At 69.9% G+C, this 22,284-nt stretch carries 21 protein-coding genes; 11 read left to right on the forward strand and 10 right to left on the reverse strand.

All coding sequences use genetic code 11. From position 1 onward, the window contains the following. The first annotated feature begins 97 nt into the window (after positions 1-97). The gene (locus tag LV75_RS15760; RefSeq protein ID WP_253887634.1) at positions 98-2,608 is read left to right on the forward strand and encodes a transglycosylase domain-containing protein; all 2,511 of its coding nucleotides are present in this window, start codon (positions 98-100) and stop codon (positions 2,606-2,608) included. A 43-nt stretch (positions 2,609-2,651) separates the two neighbouring features. Here the strand turns inward: LV75_RS15760 and LV75_RS15765 are convergent, their stop codons facing one another. Then, positions 2,652-3,443, reverse strand: coding sequence for an MBL fold metallo-hydrolase (locus tag LV75_RS15765; RefSeq protein WP_253887635.1), 792 nt, complete (start codon positions 3,441-3,443; stop codon positions 2,652-2,654). A gap of 85 nt (positions 3,444-3,528) precedes the next feature. On the opposite strand from LV75_RS15765, the gene LV75_RS15770 reads away from it, so the two are divergent. The 3 genes from LV75_RS15770 to LV75_RS15780 all read left to right on the forward strand — a co-directional run bounded on the left by LV75_RS15770 (position 3,529) and on the right by LV75_RS15780 (position 5,582). Further along, on the forward strand, positions 3,529-4,317 hold the full coding sequence (locus tag LV75_RS15770) for an NUDIX hydrolase (RefSeq protein ID WP_253887736.1): 789 nt from the start codon (positions 3,529-3,531) through the stop codon (positions 4,315-4,317). A gap of 205 nt (positions 4,318-4,522) precedes the next feature. Beyond that, positions 4,523-5,407 (forward strand): Gfo/Idh/MocA family protein, encoded by an 885-nt coding sequence (locus LV75_RS15775; protein WP_253887636.1) that lies wholly within the window; start codon positions 4,523-4,525, stop codon positions 5,405-5,407. Positions 5,408-5,438: 31 nt separating this feature from the next. Next, positions 5,439-5,582 carry a hypothetical protein gene (locus tag LV75_RS15780; protein WP_253887637.1) on the forward strand — a complete coding sequence of 48 codons (144 nt, stop codon included), beginning with the start codon at positions 5,439-5,441 and terminating at the stop codon, positions 5,580-5,582. Here LV75_RS15780 and dnaN read toward each other — a convergent pair. The 4 genes from dnaN to LV75_RS15800 form a co-directional block, all read right to left on the reverse strand. Next, complete coding sequence (gene dnaN / locus LV75_RS15785; protein ID WP_253887638.1) at positions 5,579-6,676, reverse strand: DNA polymerase III subunit beta; 1,098 nt, start codon at positions 6,674-6,676, stop codon at positions 5,579-5,581. The two genes, LV75_RS15780 and dnaN, sit on opposite strands and share 4 nt — an antisense overlap. Before the next feature lie 55 nt (positions 6,677-6,731). Further along, positions 6,732-7,970 (reverse strand): MFS transporter, encoded by a 1,239-nt coding sequence (locus tag LV75_RS15790; protein WP_253887639.1) that lies wholly within the window; start codon positions 7,968-7,970, stop codon positions 6,732-6,734. A 410-nt stretch (positions 7,971-8,380) separates the two neighbouring features. Further along, positions 8,381-9,055 (reverse strand): Crp/Fnr family transcriptional regulator, encoded by a 675-nt coding sequence (locus LV75_RS15795; protein ID WP_018683904.1) that lies wholly within the window; start codon positions 9,053-9,055, stop codon positions 8,381-8,383. A 164-nt stretch (positions 9,056-9,219) separates the two neighbouring features. Further along, positions 9,220-9,468, reverse strand: a complete 249-nt coding sequence (locus tag LV75_RS15800) for a hypothetical protein (protein WP_092779188.1) — start codon at positions 9,466-9,468, stop codon at positions 9,220-9,222. A 220-nt stretch (positions 9,469-9,688) separates the two neighbouring features. Here LV75_RS15800 and nth point away from each other — a divergent pair, with 220 nt between their 5' ends. The 4 genes from nth to LV75_RS15820 are packed head-to-tail and all read left to right on the forward strand — an operon-like array spanning position 9,689 to position 12,871. Further along, positions 9,689-10,405: an endonuclease III gene (gene nth / locus LV75_RS15805; protein ID WP_253887737.1), complete on the forward strand. Its 717-nt coding sequence runs from the start codon at positions 9,689-9,691 to the stop codon at positions 10,403-10,405. Beyond that, positions 10,402-11,004: a TlpA family protein disulfide reductase gene (locus LV75_RS15810; protein WP_253887640.1), complete on the forward strand. Its 603-nt coding sequence runs from the start codon at positions 10,402-10,404 to the stop codon at positions 11,002-11,004. Before nth ends, LV75_RS15810 begins: the two co-directional genes overlap by 4 nt. Beyond that, a complete protein-coding gene (locus tag LV75_RS15815) occupies positions 11,001-11,690 on the forward strand; it encodes an NUDIX hydrolase (RefSeq protein ID WP_253887641.1) in 690 nt (229 codons plus the stop codon). Before LV75_RS15810 ends, LV75_RS15815 begins: the two co-directional genes overlap by 4 nt. After that, the gene (locus LV75_RS15820; RefSeq protein ID WP_253887642.1) at positions 11,687-12,871 is read left to right on the forward strand and encodes a MarP family serine protease; all 1,185 of its coding nucleotides are present in this window, start codon (positions 11,687-11,689) and stop codon (positions 12,869-12,871) included. Before LV75_RS15815 ends, LV75_RS15820 begins: the two co-directional genes overlap by 4 nt. 24 nt (positions 12,872-12,895) lie before the next feature. Here the strand turns inward: LV75_RS15820 and LV75_RS15825 are convergent, their stop codons facing one another. From LV75_RS15825 to LV75_RS15840, 4 genes are all read right to left on the reverse strand, one after another. Continuing rightward, entirely contained in the window at positions 12,896-13,825 is a 930-nt protein-coding gene (locus LV75_RS15825) for an alpha/beta fold hydrolase (RefSeq protein ID WP_253887643.1), read from the reverse strand. 10 nt (positions 13,826-13,835) lie between these two features. Continuing rightward, positions 13,836-14,321: a phage holin family protein gene (locus LV75_RS15830; protein ID WP_253887644.1), complete on the reverse strand. Its 486-nt coding sequence runs from the start codon at positions 14,319-14,321 to the stop codon at positions 13,836-13,838. Between the two features lie 14 nt (positions 14,322-14,335). Then, a complete protein-coding gene (gene nhaA, locus LV75_RS15835) occupies positions 14,336-15,565 on the reverse strand; it encodes a Na+/H+ antiporter NhaA (protein WP_301319209.1) in 1,230 nt (409 codons plus the stop codon). Positions 15,566-15,646: 81 nt separating this feature from the next. Beyond that, positions 15,647-16,375 carry a VIT1/CCC1 transporter family protein gene (locus LV75_RS15840; protein ID WP_372504180.1) on the reverse strand — a complete coding sequence of 243 codons (729 nt, stop codon included), beginning with the start codon at positions 16,373-16,375 and terminating at the stop codon, positions 15,647-15,649. Between the two features lie 90 nt (positions 16,376-16,465). Between LV75_RS15840 and LV75_RS15845 the strand changes: the two genes are divergently transcribed. Then, positions 16,466-17,182, forward strand: coding sequence for a lysophospholipid acyltransferase family protein (locus LV75_RS15845; RefSeq protein WP_253887740.1), 717 nt, complete (start codon positions 16,466-16,468; stop codon positions 17,180-17,182). Positions 17,183-17,216: 34 nt separating this feature from the next. Here LV75_RS15845 and acs read toward each other — a convergent pair whose 3' ends face one another. Continuing rightward, complete coding sequence (gene acs, locus LV75_RS15850; protein ID WP_253887645.1) at positions 17,217-19,193, reverse strand: acetate--CoA ligase; 1,977 nt, start codon at positions 19,191-19,193, stop codon at positions 17,217-17,219. Positions 19,194-19,476: 283 nt separating this feature from the next. On the opposite strand from acs, the gene LV75_RS15855 reads away from it, so the two are divergent. Further along, a complete protein-coding gene (locus LV75_RS15855) occupies positions 19,477-20,664 on the forward strand; it encodes an MFS transporter (RefSeq protein ID WP_253887646.1) in 1,188 nt (395 codons plus the stop codon). A 217-nt stretch (positions 20,665-20,881) separates the two neighbouring features. Further along, a complete protein-coding gene (locus LV75_RS15860) occupies positions 20,882-22,273 on the forward strand; it encodes a GGDEF domain-containing protein (RefSeq protein WP_253887647.1) in 1,392 nt (463 codons plus the stop codon). Positions 22,274-22,284: the final 11 nt, after the last annotated feature.

Below are 22,284 nucleotides of genomic sequence, written 5' to 3' on the forward strand. Positions count from 1 at the left end.
GTTACAGAAAGTCAATACGCCAGGTGGTGTCGTCCGAACGGCACTTCGCGTGACGGTTTCACGGTGGTCCGACCGGGTCACGCGTAGGCTGGTCCCCGTGCGTGTGGGAGACAGCCTGTTGAAACTTCTCGGCCTCTGCCTGCTCGCCGGGGTCCTCGTCGCCGGGATGATGTTCCCGATCGTGGGTGCCCTCGGCGTGGCCTCGAACCGGGCGAGCGACACGATCGACAGCGTTTCCGCTGATCTCGTGTCCACCCCGCAACCGCTGATCACCACGATCACCGACAGCGCGGGCACCCCGATCGCCTCGCTGTACGACCAGTACCGCATCCCGGTCACCGCCGAGCAGATCTCGCCGACGATGAAGGCGGCGCTGATCTCGGTCGAGGACCGCCGGTTCTACGAGCACCACGGCGTGGACTGGAAGGGCACCATCCGCGCGGCGATCTCCAACCAGTCCGGCGGTGACGTGCAGGGCGCCTCGACGCTGACCCAGCAGTACGTCAAGAACTACCTGATCAACGTGGTCAACCGGGACAACAAGACCGAGCAGTCCAAGGCCCAGGAGCAGACCGTCGCGCGCAAGCTGCGCGAGGCGCGGATCGCCATCCAGCTCGAGCAGAAGATGAGCAAGGAAGAGATCCTCACCGGCTACCTCAACGTGGTCGAGTTCGCCTACGAGGTCTACGGCATCGGCGCGGCGGCCAGCGCGTACTTCGGCACCAGCCCGGACAAGCTCACCGTGGCCCAGGCGGCGCTGCTGGCGGGCGCGGTGAACAACCCCGTGCTCTACAACCCGTGGCGCAAGCCGACCGAGTCGCTGCAGCGGCGCAACTTCGTGATCGACAAGATGGTCGAGAACCAGAAGCTGTCCGCGGACGTGGCCACGGCGGCGAAGAAGGAGCCGCTCGGCATCCTGCCCACGCCGAAGAAGCCCGCCGCGAACTGCGTCGGGGCGGGCCCGCAGTACGGCTTCTACTGCCAGTACGTCTTCGAGTACCTGGCCAAGCTCGGGTTCACCGACGACCAGATCAAGACCGGCGGCTACACGATCAAGACGAGCTTCGACGCGAAGGCCACCCAGATGGCCAAGGAGGCGGTCGAGGCGGAGGTGCCCAAGACGCAGCCGGGCATCGCGAACACGATGGCCGTCGTAGCCCCCGGCAAGGAGCGCCACCAGGTGCTGGCCCTGGTCGCCAACCGCGACTACGGCCTCGACCCCGGTGCGGGCCAGACCACCTACGGCCTGCCGAGCCGGATCGCCAACAAGTTCGGCGCGGGCTCCATCTTCAAGATCTTCACCGCGGCCGCCTACCTGGAGAAGGGCGGCGGCATCAACAACATCGTGGACGTGCCGGACACGTTCACCTCCAACGTCTTCACCGGCGGCGGCAAGACCTGCCCGCGCACCCCGGCGCCCAACGACGGCGACACCCGGTTGTACTGCCTGAAGAACGGCGGCAAGTACCCGGACAAGATGCCGCTCACCGACGCCCTGGCCACCTCCCCGAACACCGCGTTCGTCCAGCTCGAGGAGCGGATCGGGATGGCCCCGGTCGTCGACATGGCCAGCAGGCTCGGCCTGCGCGACACGATGGCCTCCAGCATGGGCGGCGTCGACCCGGACCCCAGCCGGACCGAGGCGGAGTACCGGCTCAGCCAGAACGACTTCTTCAAGCCCAGCGGCAACAGCGCGGGCAAGGCGTCGTTCACCCTCGGCCCCGGCCCGGTGAGCACCCTCGAACTCGCCAACGTCGCGGCCACGCTGGTCAGCGGCGGTGTGTGGTGCCCGCCATCGCCGCTGCTGGAGGTGCTCGACCGCAACGGCAAGGCCGTGGACGTCAACGAGCAGCCCTGCGAGCAGGCGATCGCCGAACCGCTGGCGAACACGCTGGTCACCGGCCTGTCGAAGGACGACCAGATCGCGGGCGGCACCTCCCGGCTCGCCGCGCAGGCGGTCGGCTGGGACCGGCCGATGATGGGCAAGACCGGCACCACCCAGGAGCACAAGTCCGCCGGGTTCGTCGGCGCCACCCCGCAGTACGCCGCCGCGGTGCTGACCTTCAACGACAGCCCCAAGCCGCAGGGCATCTGCGACTACGACCCACCGCGGCTGTGCGGCACCAACGGCAACATCTACGGCGGCAAGGTGCCCGCGCGCACCTGGTTCGCGATGATGAAGCGCTACATGGAGGGCGTCCCCAGGGCGGAGTTGCCCCTCATCGACCCGCGCTACGTCGACGGCGGCCCGGAGATCAAGGTCCCGGACGTGATCAACCTCAGCCAGGAGGACGCGACCAGGACCCTGCAGGACGCGGGCTACAAGGTCGTCGTCAAGGACCGCAACGACGCGCGCAAGAAGGGCACCGTCGTCGGCCAGTCGCCGCGCGGGGCCGCGTTGATCGGCGAGACGATCACGCTGCAGGTGAGCACCGGGTACGTGCCGCCGCCGCGCACGACCGACCCGTCGATCCCACCGCCCGGCACGACCGACATCCCCGGTCCGGGTACCGGCGGGGGCGGTGGTGGGGGCGGCACCCCGGGCCGACCGGGCAACGGCGGTAGGCCCGGTGATCCGACCTTCACGATCATCCCGCCGATTCCCTAGCTGATGAGACCGCCGGGCCGCTGTTGGCCCGGCGGTCTCGTGCTTAAGGCTGCCCGCGCAGGTACTCCAGTTGTGCCCGGACCGACCACTCGGCGGGCGCCCACAGCGACTGGTCGACGTCGGCGTACACGACCTCGACGATCTGGCGTGGGGTGGCTGAGGGGCCCAGTTGCGCCAGAGCGCCCCGAATCTGGTCTAGGCGTTGTTCTCGGTGGGCCAGGTACTCCTGGACGACAGCGACGAGATCCGGGAGATCTGGGCCGTGTCCGGGTAGTACTGCCGTGCCCGGCTTACGCCCCGCGAGTGTCTTCAGTGCGTCGAGGTAAGAGCCCAGTTCGCCGTCGGGTGGGGAGATGACCGTGGTGCCCCGGCCGAGGATGGTGTCGCCGGTCAGCACGGCAGAGCTACCTGCGTGATCGATGGCGAAGCAGATCGAGTCAGCTGAGTGCCCCGGGGTGTGTAGGACCTCTAGGTCCAGCCCGGCAAGCTGGAGGATGTCGCCGTCGCGCAGGGGTCCTTCACCGCGGCACAGGTCGGGGTCAAACGCGCGCACGGGTGCGTTGGCCCTCTCCGCCAGCCAGGTAGCGCCACCGACATGATCAGCGTGGTGGTGGGTGATCAGGATGGACTCGATCTCCCCGGCCTCGGCCAAGACGCGCTGCAGGTGGGGCAGGTCCTCTTCGCCGGGGTCGACGACGATCGAACGGGTCGAGTCCGGTGCCCGCAGCAACCAGGTGTTGGTGCCATCGAGCGTCATCGGGCCGGGGTTGTCTTCAAGAACGACGCTCGCGAACGGCGTCACTTGGCGCGAAACACCGTAGGCGGGGTGGGACATCGACACTCCGTTCGGTGGCGGGTTGTTCGGCCGACCCGACAGTAACCCCGGTTAAGGTCGCACCGTGCCCGAGTTGCCTGACGAGATGGTCCTGCCGGAGGGGTTCGCCCCGCCGGACGCGCCCTATCCGCCTGTCGTCCCACGAGACGCCGCCACCGTCATGCTCGTCCGCGACGGGGCGACCGGACTGGAGGTCTTCCTCCTGCGCCGCGTCATGGGCATGGCCTTCGCGGGCGGTATGACCGTCTTCCCCGGCGGCGGCGTGGACAAGCGCGACGCGGACACCACCATCCGCTGGCACGGCGAGCCCCCGTCGTGGTGGGCGGCCCGCTTCCGCTGCGACGAGTCCCTCGCCCGGGCCCTCGTCTGCGCGGCGGTCCGCGAGACCTTCGAGGAGTCCGGCGTCCTGCTCGCAGGCCCGGACGGGGCCGGCGTCGTCTCCGACACCCGTCCGTTCCACGCGGCCCGCCAGGCCCTGGTCGACCGCGAGTACTCCTTCGCCGAGTTCCTGGCCGCCAACGACCTCGTCCTGCGCGCGGACCTGCTGCGGCCGTGGTCCAACTGGGTCACCCCGGTCCCGGAGCCCCGGCGCTACGACACCCGCTTCTTCCTCGCGTCCATGCCCACCGGCCAGCAGGCGGACGGCGCCACGACCGAGGCCGAGGACGCGATCTGGCAGACCCCGGCCACGGCCATGTCCGACTGGAAGACCGGGAGCCGGGCACTGCTCCCGCCGACCTGGATGACGCTGGCCGAGCTGGACGAGGCCGGGTCCGTGGCCGCCGCCGTCGCCGCGGAGCGCGTGATCGAGAAGACGACGCCCGAGATCATTCGCGACGGCGACAAGCTCCGGGTGGTCCTCACCAAGGAGTAGCGGCCGATCCGCTGTGGACGCTGAGAGCACCGGGTCCGTGCGGGCCGTCGACGGAGAGCGGCCTGGCTGAGGCGCGCATCGTCGGGCTCGTTGTCCGGATCGACCACGTGCCTGCCAATGCGGCTTGAGCAGGCCTGGGCAAGATCAGCGCGGACAGGGGTGGGTCGGGCTGTCCTGGCCGGGTGGGGTGCCCCAGGATGGGCGCATGAGTGGCGTGCTGCGGGTCGGGTTGGTCGGAGCGGGGCCGTGGGCGACGACGGTCCACGGGCCGGGGTTGCTCGCGCACCCCGGGGTTGAGCTGACGGCGGTGTGGGCTCGTCGGCCGGAGGCCGCGGCTGCCCTGGGCGCACCGGTCGTGGGGGAGTTCACCGAGTTGCTGGAGCGGGTGGACGCCGTGGCGTTCGCCGTTCCCCCGGGCGTGCAGGAGGGGCTGGCGATCCGGGCCGCCGAGGCGGGCAAGCACGTGATCCTGGAGAAGCCGGTCGCCGGTGATCTCGCCGGGGCGCAGCGCGTGGCCGCCGCGGTGGAGCAGGCCGGGGTCGCCTCGATCGTGGTGTTCATCCGGCGGTTCGCGCCTGAGGTCGTGCAGTGGCTGGCCCAGATCGAGGCCCACGACGGCTGGGCGGGCGCGAGCGCGCGCTGGCTCTCCGGCGCGCTCCTGGGCGGCGCGTACTCGCACTCGGCGTGGCGACACGCGGGCGGCGCGCTCGCCGACATCGGGCCGCACGTGGTCGACCTGCTCGACGCCGCGCTCGGCCCGGTCACCGACGTCCTCGCCGCGCACCGGGGCGAGCCGGACATCTGGCAGCTGGTGCTCCAGCACGAGGGCGGCCGCACCAGCACCGCCACCCTCTCGATGGCGCTCCCAACCCGCCCCACCGTCACCGACCTGGCCGTCTACGGCGTCAACGACCTCGCCTACCTGGAGCTGTCCGGCCGCGCGACACCCGCGCCCGACGCCTACGCCCAACTGCTCGACGAGTTCGTCGAACTGGTCAACACCGGGCAAACGACACACCGGGTCGACGTCACCCGAGGCGTGCACATCCAGCGCGTCCTCGACAAGGCCCTCCGCTTGGCCACCGGCTGAGGCGCTCGCGGCCGGACCGAACAGGTCGCCCATGATCGGTCGGAACGCGGAGCTGGCCGCCCTGCTCGGCGCCGCGCGGGACATGCCGTCGGTGGTCTTCGTGGAGGGTGCGCGGGAGGGGCAAGATCAGGTCACCGAGTCCGCCGCCGCCCGGGCGCGTGGGTGGTCCGGCTAGGCCTTGGGCGGCAGCATCGGCATCAGGATGTACCGCAGCTCCACCTCCCCGGGGTCGACAGCGGTGAGCACCGTCGCGCGCATGCCCGGTTGGATCGCCAGCTCCACCCGCTGACCGGCGAACGGCCGCAGGGCGTCCAGCAGGTACCGCGACTGGTACGCCGGGCTGGTGCGGCCGCCGGATACCGTGGTTTTGACCGACTCCTCGGCCTCGCCCGCGTTCTGGTCGGTCGCCCGCAGCCGCACCTCGGAGTCGCCCACCTCCAGCTTCACCACGCCCCTGGCGTCGCTGTAGAGGGCTACCCGCCGGGTGGCCGCGGCCAGCGCGTCCGCGTCCACCACCACTCGGGTGTCCACATCGGACAGGGCGAGCTTGGTCTCGCTCAGGTACGTCCCGTCCAGCACCGCGGTGGTCACCGCGGTCTGGCCCCAGCTCGCCGCGAACTGGTTGGCCGCGGCCACCAGCCGCACCTGGCCCACGCCCGACACCTGCTTGGCCACCTCGACCAGCAGCGTCGCCGGGACCATCACGTCGACCTCGCCGTCGGCCGCCCACGGCAGGCTGGCGATGGCCATCCGGTACCGGTCGGTCGCGCGCAGGACGAGCCTGTCGTCCTCGGACCGCAGCCGGACGCCGGTGAACACGGGGAGGGCCTCGTCGCGTGCCGCCGTGCTGGCGACGGTCGACAGGGCGGTCGCCAGCGAAGCGCCGGAGACCACCCCGCCGGAGCCGCTGACCGAGGTCACGCCCGGGTGCAGTGTGTGGTCGAGCAGCGGCAGCGCGAACCGGGCGCCTTCGGCCCGGATCGCCAGCCGGTTGCCCTCGACCACCAGCCGGACCTCGGGCTCGGTCAACGCCCGCAGCGTCTCGGCCAGCGGTTTCGCGGGCACCAGGACCTGGCCGTCGGTGTGCACCAGCGCCGGGCACGACACCCGTGCGGTGCGTTCCCGGTCGCTCGCGCCCAGCTCGACCCCGGCCGCGGTCGCCGTCAGCAGGACGCCGCTGAGCACGGGGTCGACGAGCTTGCCCGGGACGAGTCGTACGAGGTCAGCGGCCGCCGCGGCGAGCGCTGCGGTGGGGGCGGTGAGGTCCATGCGGTGAAGGTAGTGGCTGGGACCGACAGGCGGCGGAAGTTGTCCACAGGCCCGATCAGGCCATGGCGGGCACCGCTCGCGGGTTCGGCGCGGCGGCGACGCTGACCGTCGCCCGGCGGGCGTAGACCACCGCGGCGAAGGCGAGTCCCACACCGGTCGCCACCAGGTACGACGACCAGATGCCCACGTGCTCCACCAGCTGCCCGCTCACCAGCTGCCCCAGCGCCAGGCCCAGGGTGACCGCGGTGATGATCCAGCCGAACGCCTCGGTGGCCGAGCTCGACGGCGCGACCAGGTCGATCGCCGCCGAGTGCGTGGTGGCCTGCGGGGTCACCATGGTGCCGACCAGCAGCAACGCCACCGCCAGCCACACCAGGGTGGTGGGGATCGCCAGCACCGCGACCAGCACGGCGAACGCGGCGAGCAGCGCCGACAGCCGCAGGTTCAGCGCCCGCGGCCACGGCCGGATCCCGTAGACCACGCCGAACAGCACCGAGCTGATCGACAGCAGCCCCAGCAGCAGCCCGCCCGCGGGGGTGTTGCCCGCCGCGGTCGCCGCCGCGGGCACCGCCACCTCGACGAACCCGATCACCGCGCCGAAGCCCATCGCGGCGATCGCGAGGGTGCGCATGCCCGGGTAGGCCAGCGGCCCGAGCAGGCCGGACGAGTGCTCGACCGGCTCCGGGCGGTGCGTGCGGATGGTGTGCGTCATGGCGAACCACACGCTGCCCAAGATCATGCACAGCGCGGCGGCCGCGAGCCCGGTCCCCGGCCACGGCAGCGCGATCAGCAGGCCCGAGATGGCGGGGCCGAGGATGAAGAAGACCTCCATGCTGATCGCCTCGTAGGCCAGCGCCGCGTCGCGGATCGGCCCTACGGGGGTGACCCGCGTCCACATCGTTCGCGAGGCGGAGGCAACCACCGGCTCGGTAGTGCCAACAGCGACACCTAGCACTACCAGCAGCGCGGTAGGTGCCCCTGACTCGGTCGCCACGATGGTCAGCCCGACGAACACGCCGAAGAGGGCCGTGGTGATCAGCAGCGGAACGGCGGCGCCGACCCGGTCCATGATCCGACCCTGCCCGACCGACCCGATGGCCAGCCCGATCAGGGTGCCCGCCGACACCAGGCTCGCCGTGGCGTAGGACCCGGTGGTCTCGCGGATGTAGAGCAGCATCGAGAAGCCCACCATGGCCACCGGGAGCCTGCCCAGCACCGAGGCGAGCGCGGGCCCCCGAGCGCCCGGGGTGGTGAGGGCAGCGCGGTAGTCGGCGAGACCGGCGGAGTGGGACATGCGTACCAGTATGCATTTTCCGGTACGGCCGTACCAGTAATTTCCCGGTGGTTTCCGCCACCGCCCTGTGGGGTATGTCTCGGTTGCGTAACAGTGACGGGGATTCTCCGTGAACCGAGGCAACGCGAGCGGGACGAGGTGAGTCCTTGAGGGTGAAACCACTTGAGGATGGGGTGGGGAACCGTGCGATGGTTGCCCGAGTGGGTACCCCCACCACGAGTTCCCTCCGGAAGCGGGTCGGGGCCTGGTCCGGAGGGCGGGGAGCGTGAGCCGTCGGGGGATGGTTCACGCGACAGCGGGAGGTCGGTGCGCCGCGTCGGGGGCGGCGCCCGGCCTCTCGTCGCATGACAGCGCTTAAAGCGACAAGAAGGCCCGGTCCTCAGTGGACCGGGCCTTCTCGTGTGTTAGCTCTACCGCGCGCGTCGCGCCAACCGCTCCGGGTCGAGGATCAGCACGCTCTTGCCTTCCAACCTCAGCCAGCCGCGGTGGGCGAAGTCGGCGAGGGCCTTGTTGACGGTCTCCCGGGAGGCGCCGACGTACTGGGCGATCTCCTCCTGGGTGAGGTCGTGGGTGACCCGCAGCAGCCCGGCCTCCTGGCTGCCGAACCGCTGCGCCAGCTGCAGCAGCGCCTTGGCCACCCGGCCCGGCACGTCGGTGAAGATCAGGTCGGCCAGCATGCCGTTGGTGCGCCGCAACCGGCGGGCGATCACCCGCAGCAGCTGCTCGGCGATCTCCGGGCGGGTCGCGATCCACTGCCGCAGCGCGGGCCGGTCCATGGTGACCGCGCGGACCTCGGTGACCGTGGTCGCGGTGGACGTGCGCGGGCCCGGGTCGAAGATCGACAGCTCGCCGAACATGTCCGACGGGCCGAAGATGCCCAGCAGGTTCTCCCTGCCGTCCGGGCTCTTGCGGCCCAGCTTCACCTTGCCGGACTGGATGATGTAGAGCCGGTCCCCCGGTTCGCCCTCGGCGAAGATCACGTGCCCCCGCGGGAACTCCACGGCTTCCAGCGTTTGAGCGAGCGCTTCGGCCGCGGCCGGCTCGACCCCTTGGAAGATGCCCGCGCGGGCCAGGGTCTCATCCACCTCGGTCCTCCTGTTTCCACCCGACGTCAGCGCATTCCCGCGACGTCGATCACGACACACAGTGTAGGGCGTGGCCCGGGGATCTCCCGTCGGCTCGCCGCCGTGGTGGCCCAAGACCACCCGCGACGTGCCTGCTCACGCACCCAGCCGCATGACCTTAGCGCCTAGGCCCCGCCCCGGCGACCGCGCTTGGCGGCCCGGCCACCCAGCCTGCGCAGCCGGAACAGCTCGAGCGCCCGACCGATGCCGTGCCCGTAGAGGGCCCGCACCTCGTCCGGCCGCGCCGACTCGAGGAACTCCTCGACGTCGGTCTCCTGCACGGCGACGTGCCGCAGCCGGGCTTCCACGCGCTCCATGAACAGCGCGAAGAACATGATCACTAAAGGTACCGCGAACACGAACCAGACAGCCATGTGTCGTCGATCCTCGCTCCGTAGCCGCTACCGCCTAGCCGACCCCGGGGTTCCGCCTCCGGTCCCGGTGCCGGTGTCACCCTGGTTGACGTCTGGGGCACATTTGGGGTTGTCCGACGGCCCGTAGGCTAGCGAGGTGCCGCCGACCACCCGACGCCCGCCCCAGCCAGCAGCCGAGGAGACCGGACGCGACCTAGGACTGACCAGGCGGGTGCGCAGGATGACCCGCGCGCTCGCCGAGGGGTACCCGGACGCACATTGTGAGTTGGACTTCACGAACCCGTTAGAGCTGGCTGTGGCCACGATCCTGTCGGCGCAATGCACCGATGTGCGGGTCAACCTGACCACGCCCGCCCTCTTCGCGCGATACCGGACCGCCGCCGACTACGCGGCCGCCGACCGTGCCGAGCTCGAGGAGTTCATCCGCCCGACGGGCTTCTACCGCAACAAGACGACCTCGCTCATCGGTCTCGGTGCCGCGCTCGTAGAGAGCCACGGGGGCGAGGTCCCCGGGAAGCTCGAGGAGCTGGTGAAGCTACCGGGCATCGGCCGCAAAACGGCCAACGTGATCCTCGGCAACGCTTTCGGCGTGCCCGGTATCACTGTGGACACCCACTTCGGCAGGCTCGTCCGCCGCTGGGGATGGACGGAAGAGGAAGACCCGGTCAAGGTCGAGCACGCGATCGGCGCTCTAGTCCCGCGCAAGGACTGGACGATGCTGTCGCACTGGGTCATCTTCCACGGCCGTCGCGTCTGCCACGCCCGCAAGCCCGCCTGCGGAGCCTGCCTGCTCTATCGCGACTGCCCGTCTTTCGGTGATGGACCTACCGAGCCCGAGCAGGCCGCGAAGCTCGTCAAGGGTGTCGAGGCACCCCACCTGATCTCACTCGCGGAGCGGACCCGCGACGGCTACCGGCCGGGGAAGCCGACCGGGTGACCACGACCGCGAGGTGGGTGCTGGTGGCGGTGATCCTCGTGGTCGCCGCGACCGTGGCGTTGTGGCCGCGCGGCTCGGATCCCGCGCCGGCGCGGCCGGGGCCGGACCTCACCGCCGAGCGCACGGCGGCCGCCCTGAAGCCGTGCCCCACCGGCTCCGGTGCCCCTGGCCTGGCGGAGGCCAGCGCCGAGTGCCTGTCCGACGGAACGCGGGTCACCGCGGGCAACGTGTTCGGGGGGCGACCCGTCCTGGTCAACGTGTGGGCGACTTGGTGCATGCCGTGCCGCGATGAACTCCCGCTGCTCGCTGAGTACGCGGCGGGTCCAGGCGCGGTCGAGGTCATCGGGGTCGCTGTGCAGAGCTCGGACAAGGACGCGCTAGAGCTCCTGGCCGCACTCGGCGTGCGGTTCCCGAACCTGCTAGACCGTGACGGGCAGGTTCAACGCGGGCTGCGGGTGCCAGACGCCCTCCCGGCCTCTTACCTTGTCGCAGCGGACGGCACGGCCACGTTGATCACGCAGCCACGGTTGTTCCGGTCGGTCGACGATGTCCGCTCGGCTGTGGACAGCCATGTCAGCCACGTCGGAGGGGGCCGATGAGCACGCATGGACCGCTGGTGGACCCGGTAGGGCTACCGGACTGGCTCAGTCCTGTCGTCGCCGCGACCGCCAACCTGGACTTAGGTCTGTGGCGTCGGTTCGCTGCTCCTGGCCCGGGCTCTCGTGATGCCGCTGTGCTGATGCTGCTCGGCGAGACTGCCGAAGACGGCCCGGACCTGCTCTTCCAGCTCCGCGCCGACACCGGCGGCAACCACTCCGGCCAGGTCGCCTTCCCCGGCGGCGGCGCCGAGCCGGGCGACGACGGACCGGTGGGCACCGCTGTGCGGGAGGCGGTCGAAGAGACCGGCTTGGACCCGTCCGGGGTCCGCCCGGTCGCGTTGCTGCCCAGGCTGCACGTGCCCGTCTCCGGGTTCGACGTGACGCCGGTCTTGGCGCACTGGGAGCACCCGAGCCCGGTGCACGCGGTCGACGCGGCCGAGACGCAGGCCGTCGCCCGGATCCCGATCGCGCACCTGGCCGACCCGGCGAACCGGTTCCGGGTGTCGCACCCGCGCGGCTACGTCGGCCCCGCCTTCGCCGCCCCGGGCATGCTGATCTGGGGTTTCACCGCCGGTCTGCTGACCATGCTGCTCGCCGTCGGCGGCTGGGAACGGCCCTGGGACGCCGGTGACGTGCGGGACTTGGACCGGGCCTGGCGCGAGGTCGGTTCGGGGGTCCAGTCGTGAACTGGGTGGACGTGCTGGTGATCGCCCTGGCCGTGCTGGCCGCGGTGTCCGGGGCCCGCCAGGGCGTGGTGACCGCGCTGCCCGCGTTCATCGGGGTGCTGATCGGTGCCATCGCGGGCATCAAGCTGGCGCCGCTGGTGGTCAAGCAGATCGACTCGACGCCGACCAGGGTGGCCTTCGCGGTGGCGGTGTTCGTGCTGCTGGTGGCCCTCGGCGAGACGTTCGGGGTGTGGATCGGTCGCACGATCCGGCAGAAGATCTCCTCGCCGAAGCTGGCCGGGGTGGACAGCGCGCTCGGCGCTGTCGTGCAGGGCGTCGTCGTGTTCGTGGTGGCGTGGCTGATCGCGCTGCCGTTGACCACCGTCGGCGGGTTGCCCGGCCTGGCGTCGGCCATCAACAACTCCGCGGTGCTCGGTGGCGTCAACGACGTCATGCCGCAGGCTGCGCGTGGGCTGCCTAACGAGCTGCGTCAACTGCTGGACGTCTCCGGGTTCCCGGCTGCGGTCGACCCGTTCGACCGGACGCCGAACAAGGAGGTAGACCCGCCTGACCCGGCGTTGCAGGCCAGCGCTGTGGTGCAGCGGGTGCGCCCGAGCGTGCTGAAGATCAACGCCAAGGCGCCGTCGTGCGAGCGGGCGCTGGAGGGCAGTGGGTTCGTGATCGCCCCGCAGCGGGTGATGACCAACGCGCACGTGGTCGCTGGCGCCGATGAGGTCAGCGTGGAGGCCGGTGACCGGACCTTGCGCGCCACAGTCGTGCACTACGACCCCGCCACCGACTTGGCCGTCCTGAGCGTGCCCGCTCTTAGGGCTGATGCCTTGCCGTTCGCGCCAGGTGATGCCGCTAGCGGCCAAGACGGCATCGTGCTGGGTTATCCGCTCGACGGTCCTTACACCGCCGCAGCGGCGCGCATCCGGGACCGCATCCCGCTGCGAGGCCCGGACATCTACGACGCGAACACGGTCGTACGGGACGTGTTCACGCTGCGCGCCAAGGTCCTAAGCGGGAACTCCGGTGGCCCTGTGGTCAACCCGAACGGCGAGGTCATCGGCGTCGTGTTCGGCGCGGCAGTGGACAACTCGGAGACCGGGTACGCCCTGACCGCCGCTGAGGTGCGCTCCGAGGTCGGCGAGGCCCCCTCGCTGCGCGAGCCGGTCGGCACCGGTCGCTGTTCTAGCTAGTGGTCGACGTTCTGGGTCGAGCCACTAGCCCTTCACGAAGGCGGTCAGCAAGGCGCTGGCCGTCTCCGGAGCCTCTTCGTGCGGGAAGTGCCCGACCTTTGGCAACTCGTGCGTCTCGGTAGAGCCACCGATCCACGGCGTGGAAGCAGCGCGGGTACGGGGAAGGACGCAGGGGTCGTCAGCGCCGTAGAGCTGTAGGACAGGGGCCTCGATCTTGCGACCGAGCGCCTCAGTGAACCGGCGTCCGTCGCTGCGCACCTGAGAGCGCACCGCCCACCGCAGGTATTCGAGGGAACTGTGCGCGGTGCCGGGAACCAGCATCGCGGTCCGGTAGCGCCGTGCGGCTTCCGGGAGCTCGTTCCAGTACTTGCCCGACCAGGAACGCAGGCGGTCTTCGATCAGGGCGGCACCGTCGTTGGTGAGCCGTCGCTCCGGCACCATGGGCAGCTGAGCGGTGAACAGGTGCTTCACCGCTCGGGCCTGATTTCGTGGGGTCCTGCGCAAAGCGGTGCGGCGGATTTGTCCTCTTAGGGCAAGAGGGTGCGGGGCTGAGAAGGTCGCCAATGACTGCACAACGCGCGGGTGCAGTGCGGCGACAGTCCAGGCCAACAGGCCACCCCAGTCGTGCCCCACCAGATGCGCCTTGGGTTCACCGAGCGACTTCACCAGCCCGGCGACGTCACCCGCCAGTGTCCAGGCGTCGTACCCGCGGGGAGGCTTGTCCGAGTCGCCGTAGCCGCGCAGGTCGACGGCGACCGCGCGGAACCCGGCGTCGCCCAGCGCGCTCAGCTGGTGGCGCCAAGACCACCAGAAACCACCGAACCCGTGCAGCAGCAGCACGAGCGGGCCTTCGCCGGTCTCGGCCACGTGCAGCCGGATGCCGTTCGCGTAGACGTCGCGGTGCGCCCACGGGCCATCGATGCGGACGCTCGACGGGTCCGGGCGGGCGGGCACGACGGGTCGCTCAGGGCTGGGGTTCGCCGCGGTGGGTCAACGCGGCAGCGGTGTCCTTCACCGTGGAGATCGTGCGCTCCGGCGCCCGCAGCGACTTGAGCTTGCGGAAGCCGAGGAACGCGAAGAGGACGGCGACCAGCAGCATCAGCACGAACACGCCACCGAAGGCGATCGAGCGCAGCACACCGAGGTCGGCGATCAGTTCGGCGAGGGCGAAGAACAGGAAGAACGAGCTGTAGAGCAGCACGGTCAGCGCGATGATGAAGAAGACGCTGCCCTTGATCCCCTTCTTCACCTCCTTGGTGACCTCGGACTTGGCCAGCTCCACCTCGGCCCGCACCAGGGTCGACAGGTGGGTGGTGGCGTCCTTGACCAGGTGTCCGATGGACTGCTCGCCCGCCGCCGCGATGGCGCGGTCGTCAGCGAGGGGGATCGAGGGGACTTGCGGCAGCCCCGAACCGTCTGCTTTTCCGTGCGCGCTGGTCACCTGCGTCATCGTGCCATGCTCGGTCATCGGGGGCCGGGCGGGCGGTCCCCCGCCGCGTTTCGCCGGTGCGCCCGGCCACGTCGGATGAGCAGTCCCGCGGCCACGAGCGAGGCCACCATGGACGCGATCAGGACTCCCGCCTTGGCCAACTCGGCGTCCGGCCCGCTTAGCGACAACTCCGCGATGAGCAGGCTGACGGTGAACCCGACGCCACCCAGCACCGCCACCGCGGCCAGGTCGCGTTTGCCCAGGTCAGCGGGCAAAACGGCCACCTTGAGGCGTACCGCGAGCAAGGCAGTTCCGGCGATCCCGACGAACTTGCCCACGACAAGACCGACGAAGACCGCCAAGACCAAGCGGTCACCGGCGAGCTTGCCGAGCACCTCAGCCCCGATAGGCACACCAGCCGCGAACAGGGCAAAGACAGGCACGGCGACCGCAGCCGACCATGGCTGGAGGCGGTGCTCCAAGCGGAGCGCGGGCGCCTCTTTCTCGTAGGGGTCTTTCCGGACTCGGGTCAGCAAGGCCAGTGCCACCCCCGCGAGCGTCGCGTGGACGCCGGAGGAGTGCACTGCGACCCATACCGCGATCGCGAGCGGTACATAGATCCACGCGGAGGTGACCCGGCGGCGTTGGAGGTACCAGTACCCAACGAGCAGAAGCACTGCCACGCCTGCCGCGACCAGGTTGAACGAACTGGTGAACAGGACGGCGATTAGCAAGATCGCACCCAGGTCGTCCACCACGGCGAGGCTGAGGAGGAACACTCGAGCGCTGTTGGGCATACCTGAGCCAGTCAGCGCCAACACACCCAGCGCGAATGCGATGTCAGTTGCCACGGGTACCGCCCACACGGCGCTCGCGCGTGGATCCCCCCAAGCGATGGTCAGCGCTACGAGTGCAGGCACGACCATGCCGCCGATCGCCGCGATCACCGGCAAAAGAGCCGACTTGAAGTCGGACAGCTCGCCCAACACCAACTCGCGCTTGAGCTCCAAACCGGCGACGAAGAAGAAGATCGCCAGCAATCCATCCTTGGCCCACTCACCGACAGTCAGATCCAAGTGCAGAACGTGCGGACCGATCACTGCGTCCCGCACCCCGGTGTAGAAGCCGGACAGCGGGGAGTTCGCCAGCACAAGGGCAACTGCGGCAGCGGCTAGCAGCACCATCCCGCCGACGGTCTCGGTTCGCAGATAGCGGGCGAACTCGCTAAGCACGTTTGGGGCTGAAGGGCGGCGGCGGTGCGGCAAGGGCTACTCCTAGGCATGGCTGATCTACCTTGCCGACCAGACTTCCCGGCGCACCTAGTGAGGAGCCTAACCCGCCGCGCGCTATCCCACCGTTACGCCGAACAGCACGCCGACGTAGTAGGTCGCGACCATCGCCAAGACGCCTACGACCACATTGCGCGTCACTGCTCGCCTGGCTTGGGCTCCGCCTAACCGGGCACTGACGTACCCGGTTAGAACCAGGCCGACGATCACCGCCGCCATGCAGACCCCAACGCGGGCGGTCACCGGCGGCAGCGCAATCGCCACGAGCGGGATAAGAGCGCCGACCGCGAACGACAGGAACGACGCCCAGGCCGCCTGCCACGGGTTGGTGAGGTTGTCCGGATCGATCTGCAGCTCGGCCTCGGCGTGCGCGTGCAGCGGGTCCTTCAAGGTCAGCTCGTGCGCGACTTGCTCGGCCAGCTCGGGGGACAGGCCCTTCTGCTGGTAGATGTCGGCCAACTCGCGCTCCTCGGCCTCCGGCATCTCCAGCAGCTCGCGCTCCTCTTTGCGCAGTGCCGCCAGCTCGGTGTCGCGCTGGGTGCTGACCGACACGTACTCGCCCCCGGCCATCGATAGCGCGCCCGCCACCAGCCCGGCGACCCCGGCGGCCAGGATCGCGGTGCGGTCCGCGGTGGCCCCGGCGACACCCACCACGAGGCCCGCGGTCGAGATGATGCCGTCGTTGGCGCCGAGCACACCGGCGCGCAGCCAGTTCAGCCGTCCGGCCAGTCCGTTGTGGTGCGGCTCACCCTCGTGCGGGACCAAGGCGTCGCTGTCGGTGCTCACCCGGGCATTCTCCGCTCAACCCGGGTGGTTCCTCCAAGACCTGTCGGTCCGATGACCGAAGATTGTGGTGTGTCTGACTCGAGCAAACCCATGCCGACGTGGCGTGCCGTCGCCTTGATGTTCCGGGTACCCCGCCGCGGCAGGGGGTTCTGGTTCAGCCTGGCCATCGATCTGATCTGGCCGTTGCTCGCCGTGTTCACCCGGCTACGGTTCCGCGGCGCGGAGAAGCTGCCGAAGTCCGGTGGGGTCGTGCTCGCGTCGAACCACCTGTCCTTCGCTGACCCGGTGACCGTGACCGCGTACTCCTTGGCCGCCGGTCGCATCCCGCGCTACCTGGCGAAGGCGAGCCTGTGGCGCGTCCCGATCCTGGGCAAAGTCCTTACCGGAGGCGGGCACATCCCCGTCGAGCGCAACACGGCTCAAGCGCGGCACGCCTACCTCGGCGCGGTTAAAGCGATCGAGGGCGGCGAGTGCGTGATGTTCTTCCCTGAGGCGGGGTTCTCCGACGACCAAGACCACTGGCCGTCACGGCGGGTCAAGAACGGCGTCGCTCGAGTGGCGCTGGAGACCGGTGCTCCGGTGATCCCTGTCGTGAACTGGGGGACGCACAGGCTCTTGCCCGCGACCGCCAAGTTCCCCAAGTTGTTCCCCCGCAAGACGATCGACATCGTCGCGGGAGACCCGGTAGACCTATCCGACCTGTCTGGCACTGACCGGGAGTCCATCGAAGAGGCGATGAAGCGCATCATGCACGCCATCACCGAACTCCTGGCCACCCTGCGCAACGAGGCGCCCCCCACCCGGTGACCGGGTAAGAGGCGCCTCGAACGCTATAGAGCGGTCAGTCCTCGGAGGTGTTGGTCTTCAGCCCGCTGCTGATCAGGTCCATGACCGCCGAGTCCGCGAGCGTGGTGGTGTCGCCGATCGCCCGGTTCTCCGCCACGTCGCGCAGCAACCGGCGCATGATCTTGCCGCTGCGGGTCTTGGGCAGCTCGTTGACGATCAGGATCTGCCTCGGCTTGGCGATCGGGCCGATCTCGCTCGCCACGTGGTCGCGCAGGGTCTTCACCGTGTCGTCGGCCGCCTTCGCCGAGCCGCGCAGGATGACGAACGCGACGATGCCCTGACCGGTGGTCGGGTCGCTCGCGCCGACCACCGCGGCCTCGGCCACCGTCGGGTGCGACACCAGCGCCGACTCGACCTCGGTGGTGGAGATGCGGTGCCCGGAGACGTTCATCACGTCGTCCACCCGGCCCAGCAGCCAGATGTCGCCGTCCGCGTCGTACTTCGCGCCGTCACCGGCGAAGTAGAAGCCCAGGTCGGCGAAGCGCGACCAGTAGGTGTCGCGGTAGCGGTCGTTGTCGCCCCAGATGCCGCGCAGCATCGACGGCCACGGCTCGTCGAGCACCAGGTAGCCCCCGCCGCCGTGCGCGACCTCGTTGCCCTGGTCGTCGACGACCTTCGCCGAGATGCCCGGCAGCGGCTTCTGCGCCGAACCCGGCTTCGTGTGCGTCACCCCGGGCAGCGGGCTGATCATGATCGCGCCGGTCTCGGTCTGCCACCAGGTGTCCACGATCGGGGTCCGGTTGGCGCCGACGTTCTCCCGGTACCAGATCCACGCCTCGGGGTTGATCGGCTCTCCTACGCTACCGAGCACGCGCAGGCTCGACAGGTCGTAGCGCGCCGGGATGTCCGCGCCCCACTTCATGAACGTCCGGATGAGCGTCGGCGCCGTGTAGTAAATCGACACCTTGTGCTCTTGGATGATCTCCCAGTGTCGACCTTCGTGCGGGGTGTTGGGCGTTCCCTCGTAGACCACCTGGGTCACACCGTTGGACAGCGGCCCGTAGACGATGTAGGAGTGCCCGGTGATCCAGCCGATGTCGGCCGTGCACCAGTAGACGTCGGTCTCCGGCTTGAGGTCGAAGACGGCGTGGTGGGTGTAAGAGGCCTGGGTGAGGTAACCGCCCGAGGTGTGCAGGATTCCCTTGGGGTTACCGGTGGTCCCGCTCGTGTAGAGGATGAACAGCGGGTGCTCGGCGTCGAAGGCCTCCGCCGCGTGCGTCTCCGCCTGGCGATCCACCAGGTCGTGCCACCACACGTCGCGGCCCTCGGTCCAGTTGACGTCACCGCCGGTGCGCCGGACCACGAGCACGTGCTCGATGGACGGGGTGTGCGCGGTGGCCTCGTCGGTGTTGTCCTTCATCGGGGCCGGGGCGCCGCGCCGGTACTGCCCGTCGGAGGTGATCAGCAGCCGGGCCTGGGCGTCGTCGATGCGCGAGCGCAGCGCCGTGGAGGAGAACCCGCCGAACACAACGCTGTGCACCAGGCCGAGCCGGGCGCAGGCGAGCATCGAGTAGATCGCCTCGGGGACCATCGGCATCTGGATGGCGACCCGGTCACCGGCCCGCAGGCCCAGCTCGCTGAGCGCGTTCGCGGTCTTGCTGACCTCGCGCAGCAGGTCGGCGTAGGTGATCGTCCGGCTGTCGCCGGGCTCGCCGACCCAGTGGATCGCGACCCGGTCACCCAGACCGGCCTCGACGTGACGATCGACACAGTTGGCTGCCACGTTGAGCTTGCCGCCGACGAACCACTTGGCGAACGGCGCGTCGTCCCAGTCGAGCACCCGCTCCCAGCGGGTGTCCCAGGTCAGCCGCTCGGCCTGCTCGGCCCAGAACGCCTCCCGGTCGGCGCTGCCCTGCTCGTAGGCAGCCGCCCCGACGTTGGCCGCCGCGCTGAACCCGTCGCTCGGGGCGAACACCCGGCTCTCCGTCGACAGGTTGTCCAGCGTCGGTGTCTGACCGGACTGCTCGGTCATGGACCTGACCTCCTCGGTGAATATCCGGTTCTCCCGGCGGGCGCGGCGGTTGTCGAGAGGAATCTAGTGCTCCGCGCGCCCGCCCGACAGTCCGACACCGCATAGGTATAGACCAGTAACGCCCTCTTCCGAGTTCGTCCGATCGGTGGGTATCTGCTCCGTTCGGCTGTCCTCTTCCGATTCTGCGGAAAGTAGCCTGGTGGGGACGTACCGTGGTCGGCGGTGATCCGGACAGGAGATGGCCGAGCAGGCGCGAGAGAGTCGGATGTCGGGTGGGGGGACGATGGGTGGGCGCTCACCGCTGGCGGGACCGGAGTTCCGGGCCCTGTGGGTCGCCGAGGCGCAGTCGGTCGCCGGTGACCAGCTCGCCAGGGTCGCCATCTCGGTCTTGGTCTACCAGCGCACCTCGTCCGCCGCGCTCACCGCGCTGACCTACGCGCTCACGTTCCTGCCCGACATCGTCGCCGGGCCGCTGCTGTCCGGTCTCGCCGACCGCTTCCCGCGCCGCGAGGTGATGGCCGCCGCCGCGCTCAGCCAGGCGCTGTTCGTCGCCGTGATGGCCATCCCGGGCGCCCCAATCTGGCTCGTCGCCGCGTGCGTCGCGCTGGAGGCGGCCGCGCAGGCGCCGTTCAAGGCGGCGCAGACCGCACACGCGCGGGTACTGCTCGGCAACGAGCACTTGGCCGCCGGGCAGGCGCGGTTGACGACGCTGCGCGAGGTGGGCCAGCTCGCCGGGCTCGCGGGCGCCGCGGCCGTCGTCGGGCTGCTGGGGACCACACCCGCGCTCATCATCGACGCGGCCACGTTCGTCGCGTCGGCCGCGCTGTTGCGGTTCGGGCTGCGGCCCCGGCCCGCCGCCAGGACCGCCGCCGTCGCCGGGGACGGTGTACTTCAACCGGATCGCCGTAGGCGCGCGGTGGTAGCCCTATCGCTGTTCGCCGCGCTGACTGTGTTGCCACACGGGTTGGTAGTACCTCTGGTGCACGAACTCGGCGCGCCCATTTGGACTGTGGGGTTGCTGCTCGCAGCGGATCCGCTTGGCCTCGTCGTCGGTGCTTACGTCTTCTGCCGGGCTGGCAGACCGCGGGACGCGCAACACGCGCTGATCGCCCCGCTGGCACTGGTCTGCCTGGGTGCGCTGGTCTTCTTCGCCGCTCGCCCGCACCCGGTGCTCGCGGCGTTGCTGTTGGGGATCTCCGGACTCGGCGCCGCTTACCAGATCCTCGCCAAGTCGGCCTATGTCGAAATGCTCCCGGACGCGGTCACCGGGCGCGCCACCGGCCTGGTCCGAACCGGCCTGCGTGCAGGGCAGGGCCTGTCGGTGCTGGTCGGTGGCCTACTCGCCGAAGCTCTCGGTTCCGCTTCGCTGACCATCGCGCTGGCCGGTGTGGTCGGGACCATAGGCTGCGCGATAGCGGGCTTCGTCTGGCACCAGGGGAGGTCCGCGGTACCGAGGGAGGCGGTGGCATGACCCAGGATCAGTACTCGCGGTTGCGCATCGCGGCTTCCTCCTCGACGGATAGGGCTGCTGGATCGACTTGGACTCAGGTGGGGGCCTCGCCCCGCACCGCCGGGATCAGTACTCGCGGTTCCGCACGGTTATACCTCCCTCTCGGGTCCGGGGGGACCGAACGTACCCCGCCCGCCGCGGGTCACGTTAAGTGTCCCGTCTGTCGCAAAGGGGGACAATGCCCAGTCTGACAAGTCCCCGGGGCTCCCGCTTGTCCGGCATCCCCCTACCGCGCCGGATAAGGGGCCTCGACCTCCTGGCCCACACGACCACCTCCGGTTTCGCGTGGATCGTGGCGACCGAGGTGGCGATCTTCGCATGGGCGGTGGTCGGCGCGGTGTCGGCCGGATGGCCGGATTCCCTTTCGCTGCGGCTGTTCGCGCTGCTCACGGCGTTCGCGATACTGCACATGGAGGCAACCCGACCGGCGGAAGAACGACGCAGGGCCGCGCATCTGGCCGGTGAGCACATCGACCACACGGGGGTATGGACGGCGGCGGGTGCCCTGGTACTGCCGATCCCGCTCGTCGTGGTGCTCGTCCTGGTCATCCGGGTGCGCCGGTATTTCATCGCCCGGAAACCGCCCGGACGCTACGTGTTCACCACTTTCGCCATCACCTCGTCCGCTTTGGCCGCCCAGGCGCTGGCCACCGCGACCCCGTTGCACAACTGGGTGCGCGGCGCGTCGGTCGAGCCGAACCAGGTCCTGCTGGCCACGATCACGGTGGCGGCCGCGTTCGGCGTGTACTACCTCTCGCAGACCGTGGTGATCGGCATCGCGCGTGGACTGCGCGGCGACTGGTCGTGGGTGTCGATCCTGGGCAACCGCAAGGAGAACGCGGACCTGGCGATCACGCTGTGCCTCGGCTTGATCGCGGCCTGGGGCGCCGGTGTCGCTTATGGCCTGCTGCTTGCGGCTTTATCGGTCGTTGTCGTCGGCTATACGCGGCACACGCAGCGCATTGAGCAGTTGGAAGTGGAACGCGACCGGCTGGAGGTGGACGCGCTGCACGACCCGTTGACGGGCTTGGCGAACCAGCGCGGTTTCAACCCGGCCGCCACCCTCGCGCTTGTGGCCGACCAGGCCCGCCGCCGCCCGACCGCGGTGATGATGTTCGACCTGGATCGGTTCAAACAGGTCAACTCCCGGTTAGGCCATTTAGGCGCGAACGAGGTTCTTAAGGCGCTCGCGGGGGTCTTACGCACCAGCGTCCGCCGCGACGACCTCGTGTGCCGCTGGGGCGGCGAAGAGTTCTCGGTACTCCTACCTAGTACTTCCCGAGCGGACGCGTGGGCGATCGCGGAGCGCATAAGAGGTGCGGTCGAGGCGATGACGGTGGAGCTGACGAAAGCGGCTGGCGGGCGTACCGAACTGGTTGGTGACTTCACCATCTCCGGCGGTATCGCGTTATCGCCCGAGCACGGGACCGATTTAGCAACCTTGCAGGAGTACGCCGACCAAGCCCTGGCGAAGGCGAAGGACGGCGGTCGCAACCAGATCCGGGTCACGCCGTCGGTACCGCTACCTGGTCCCCGAACGAACCGCGAGCGGACCCTGGACCCGAGCTAGCGGTCCGCGAA

The organism is Actinokineospora diospyrosa (assembly GCF_024171925.1).
Classification (GTDB): Bacteria; Actinomycetota; Actinomycetes; order Mycobacteriales; family Pseudonocardiaceae; genus Actinokineospora; species Actinokineospora diospyrosa.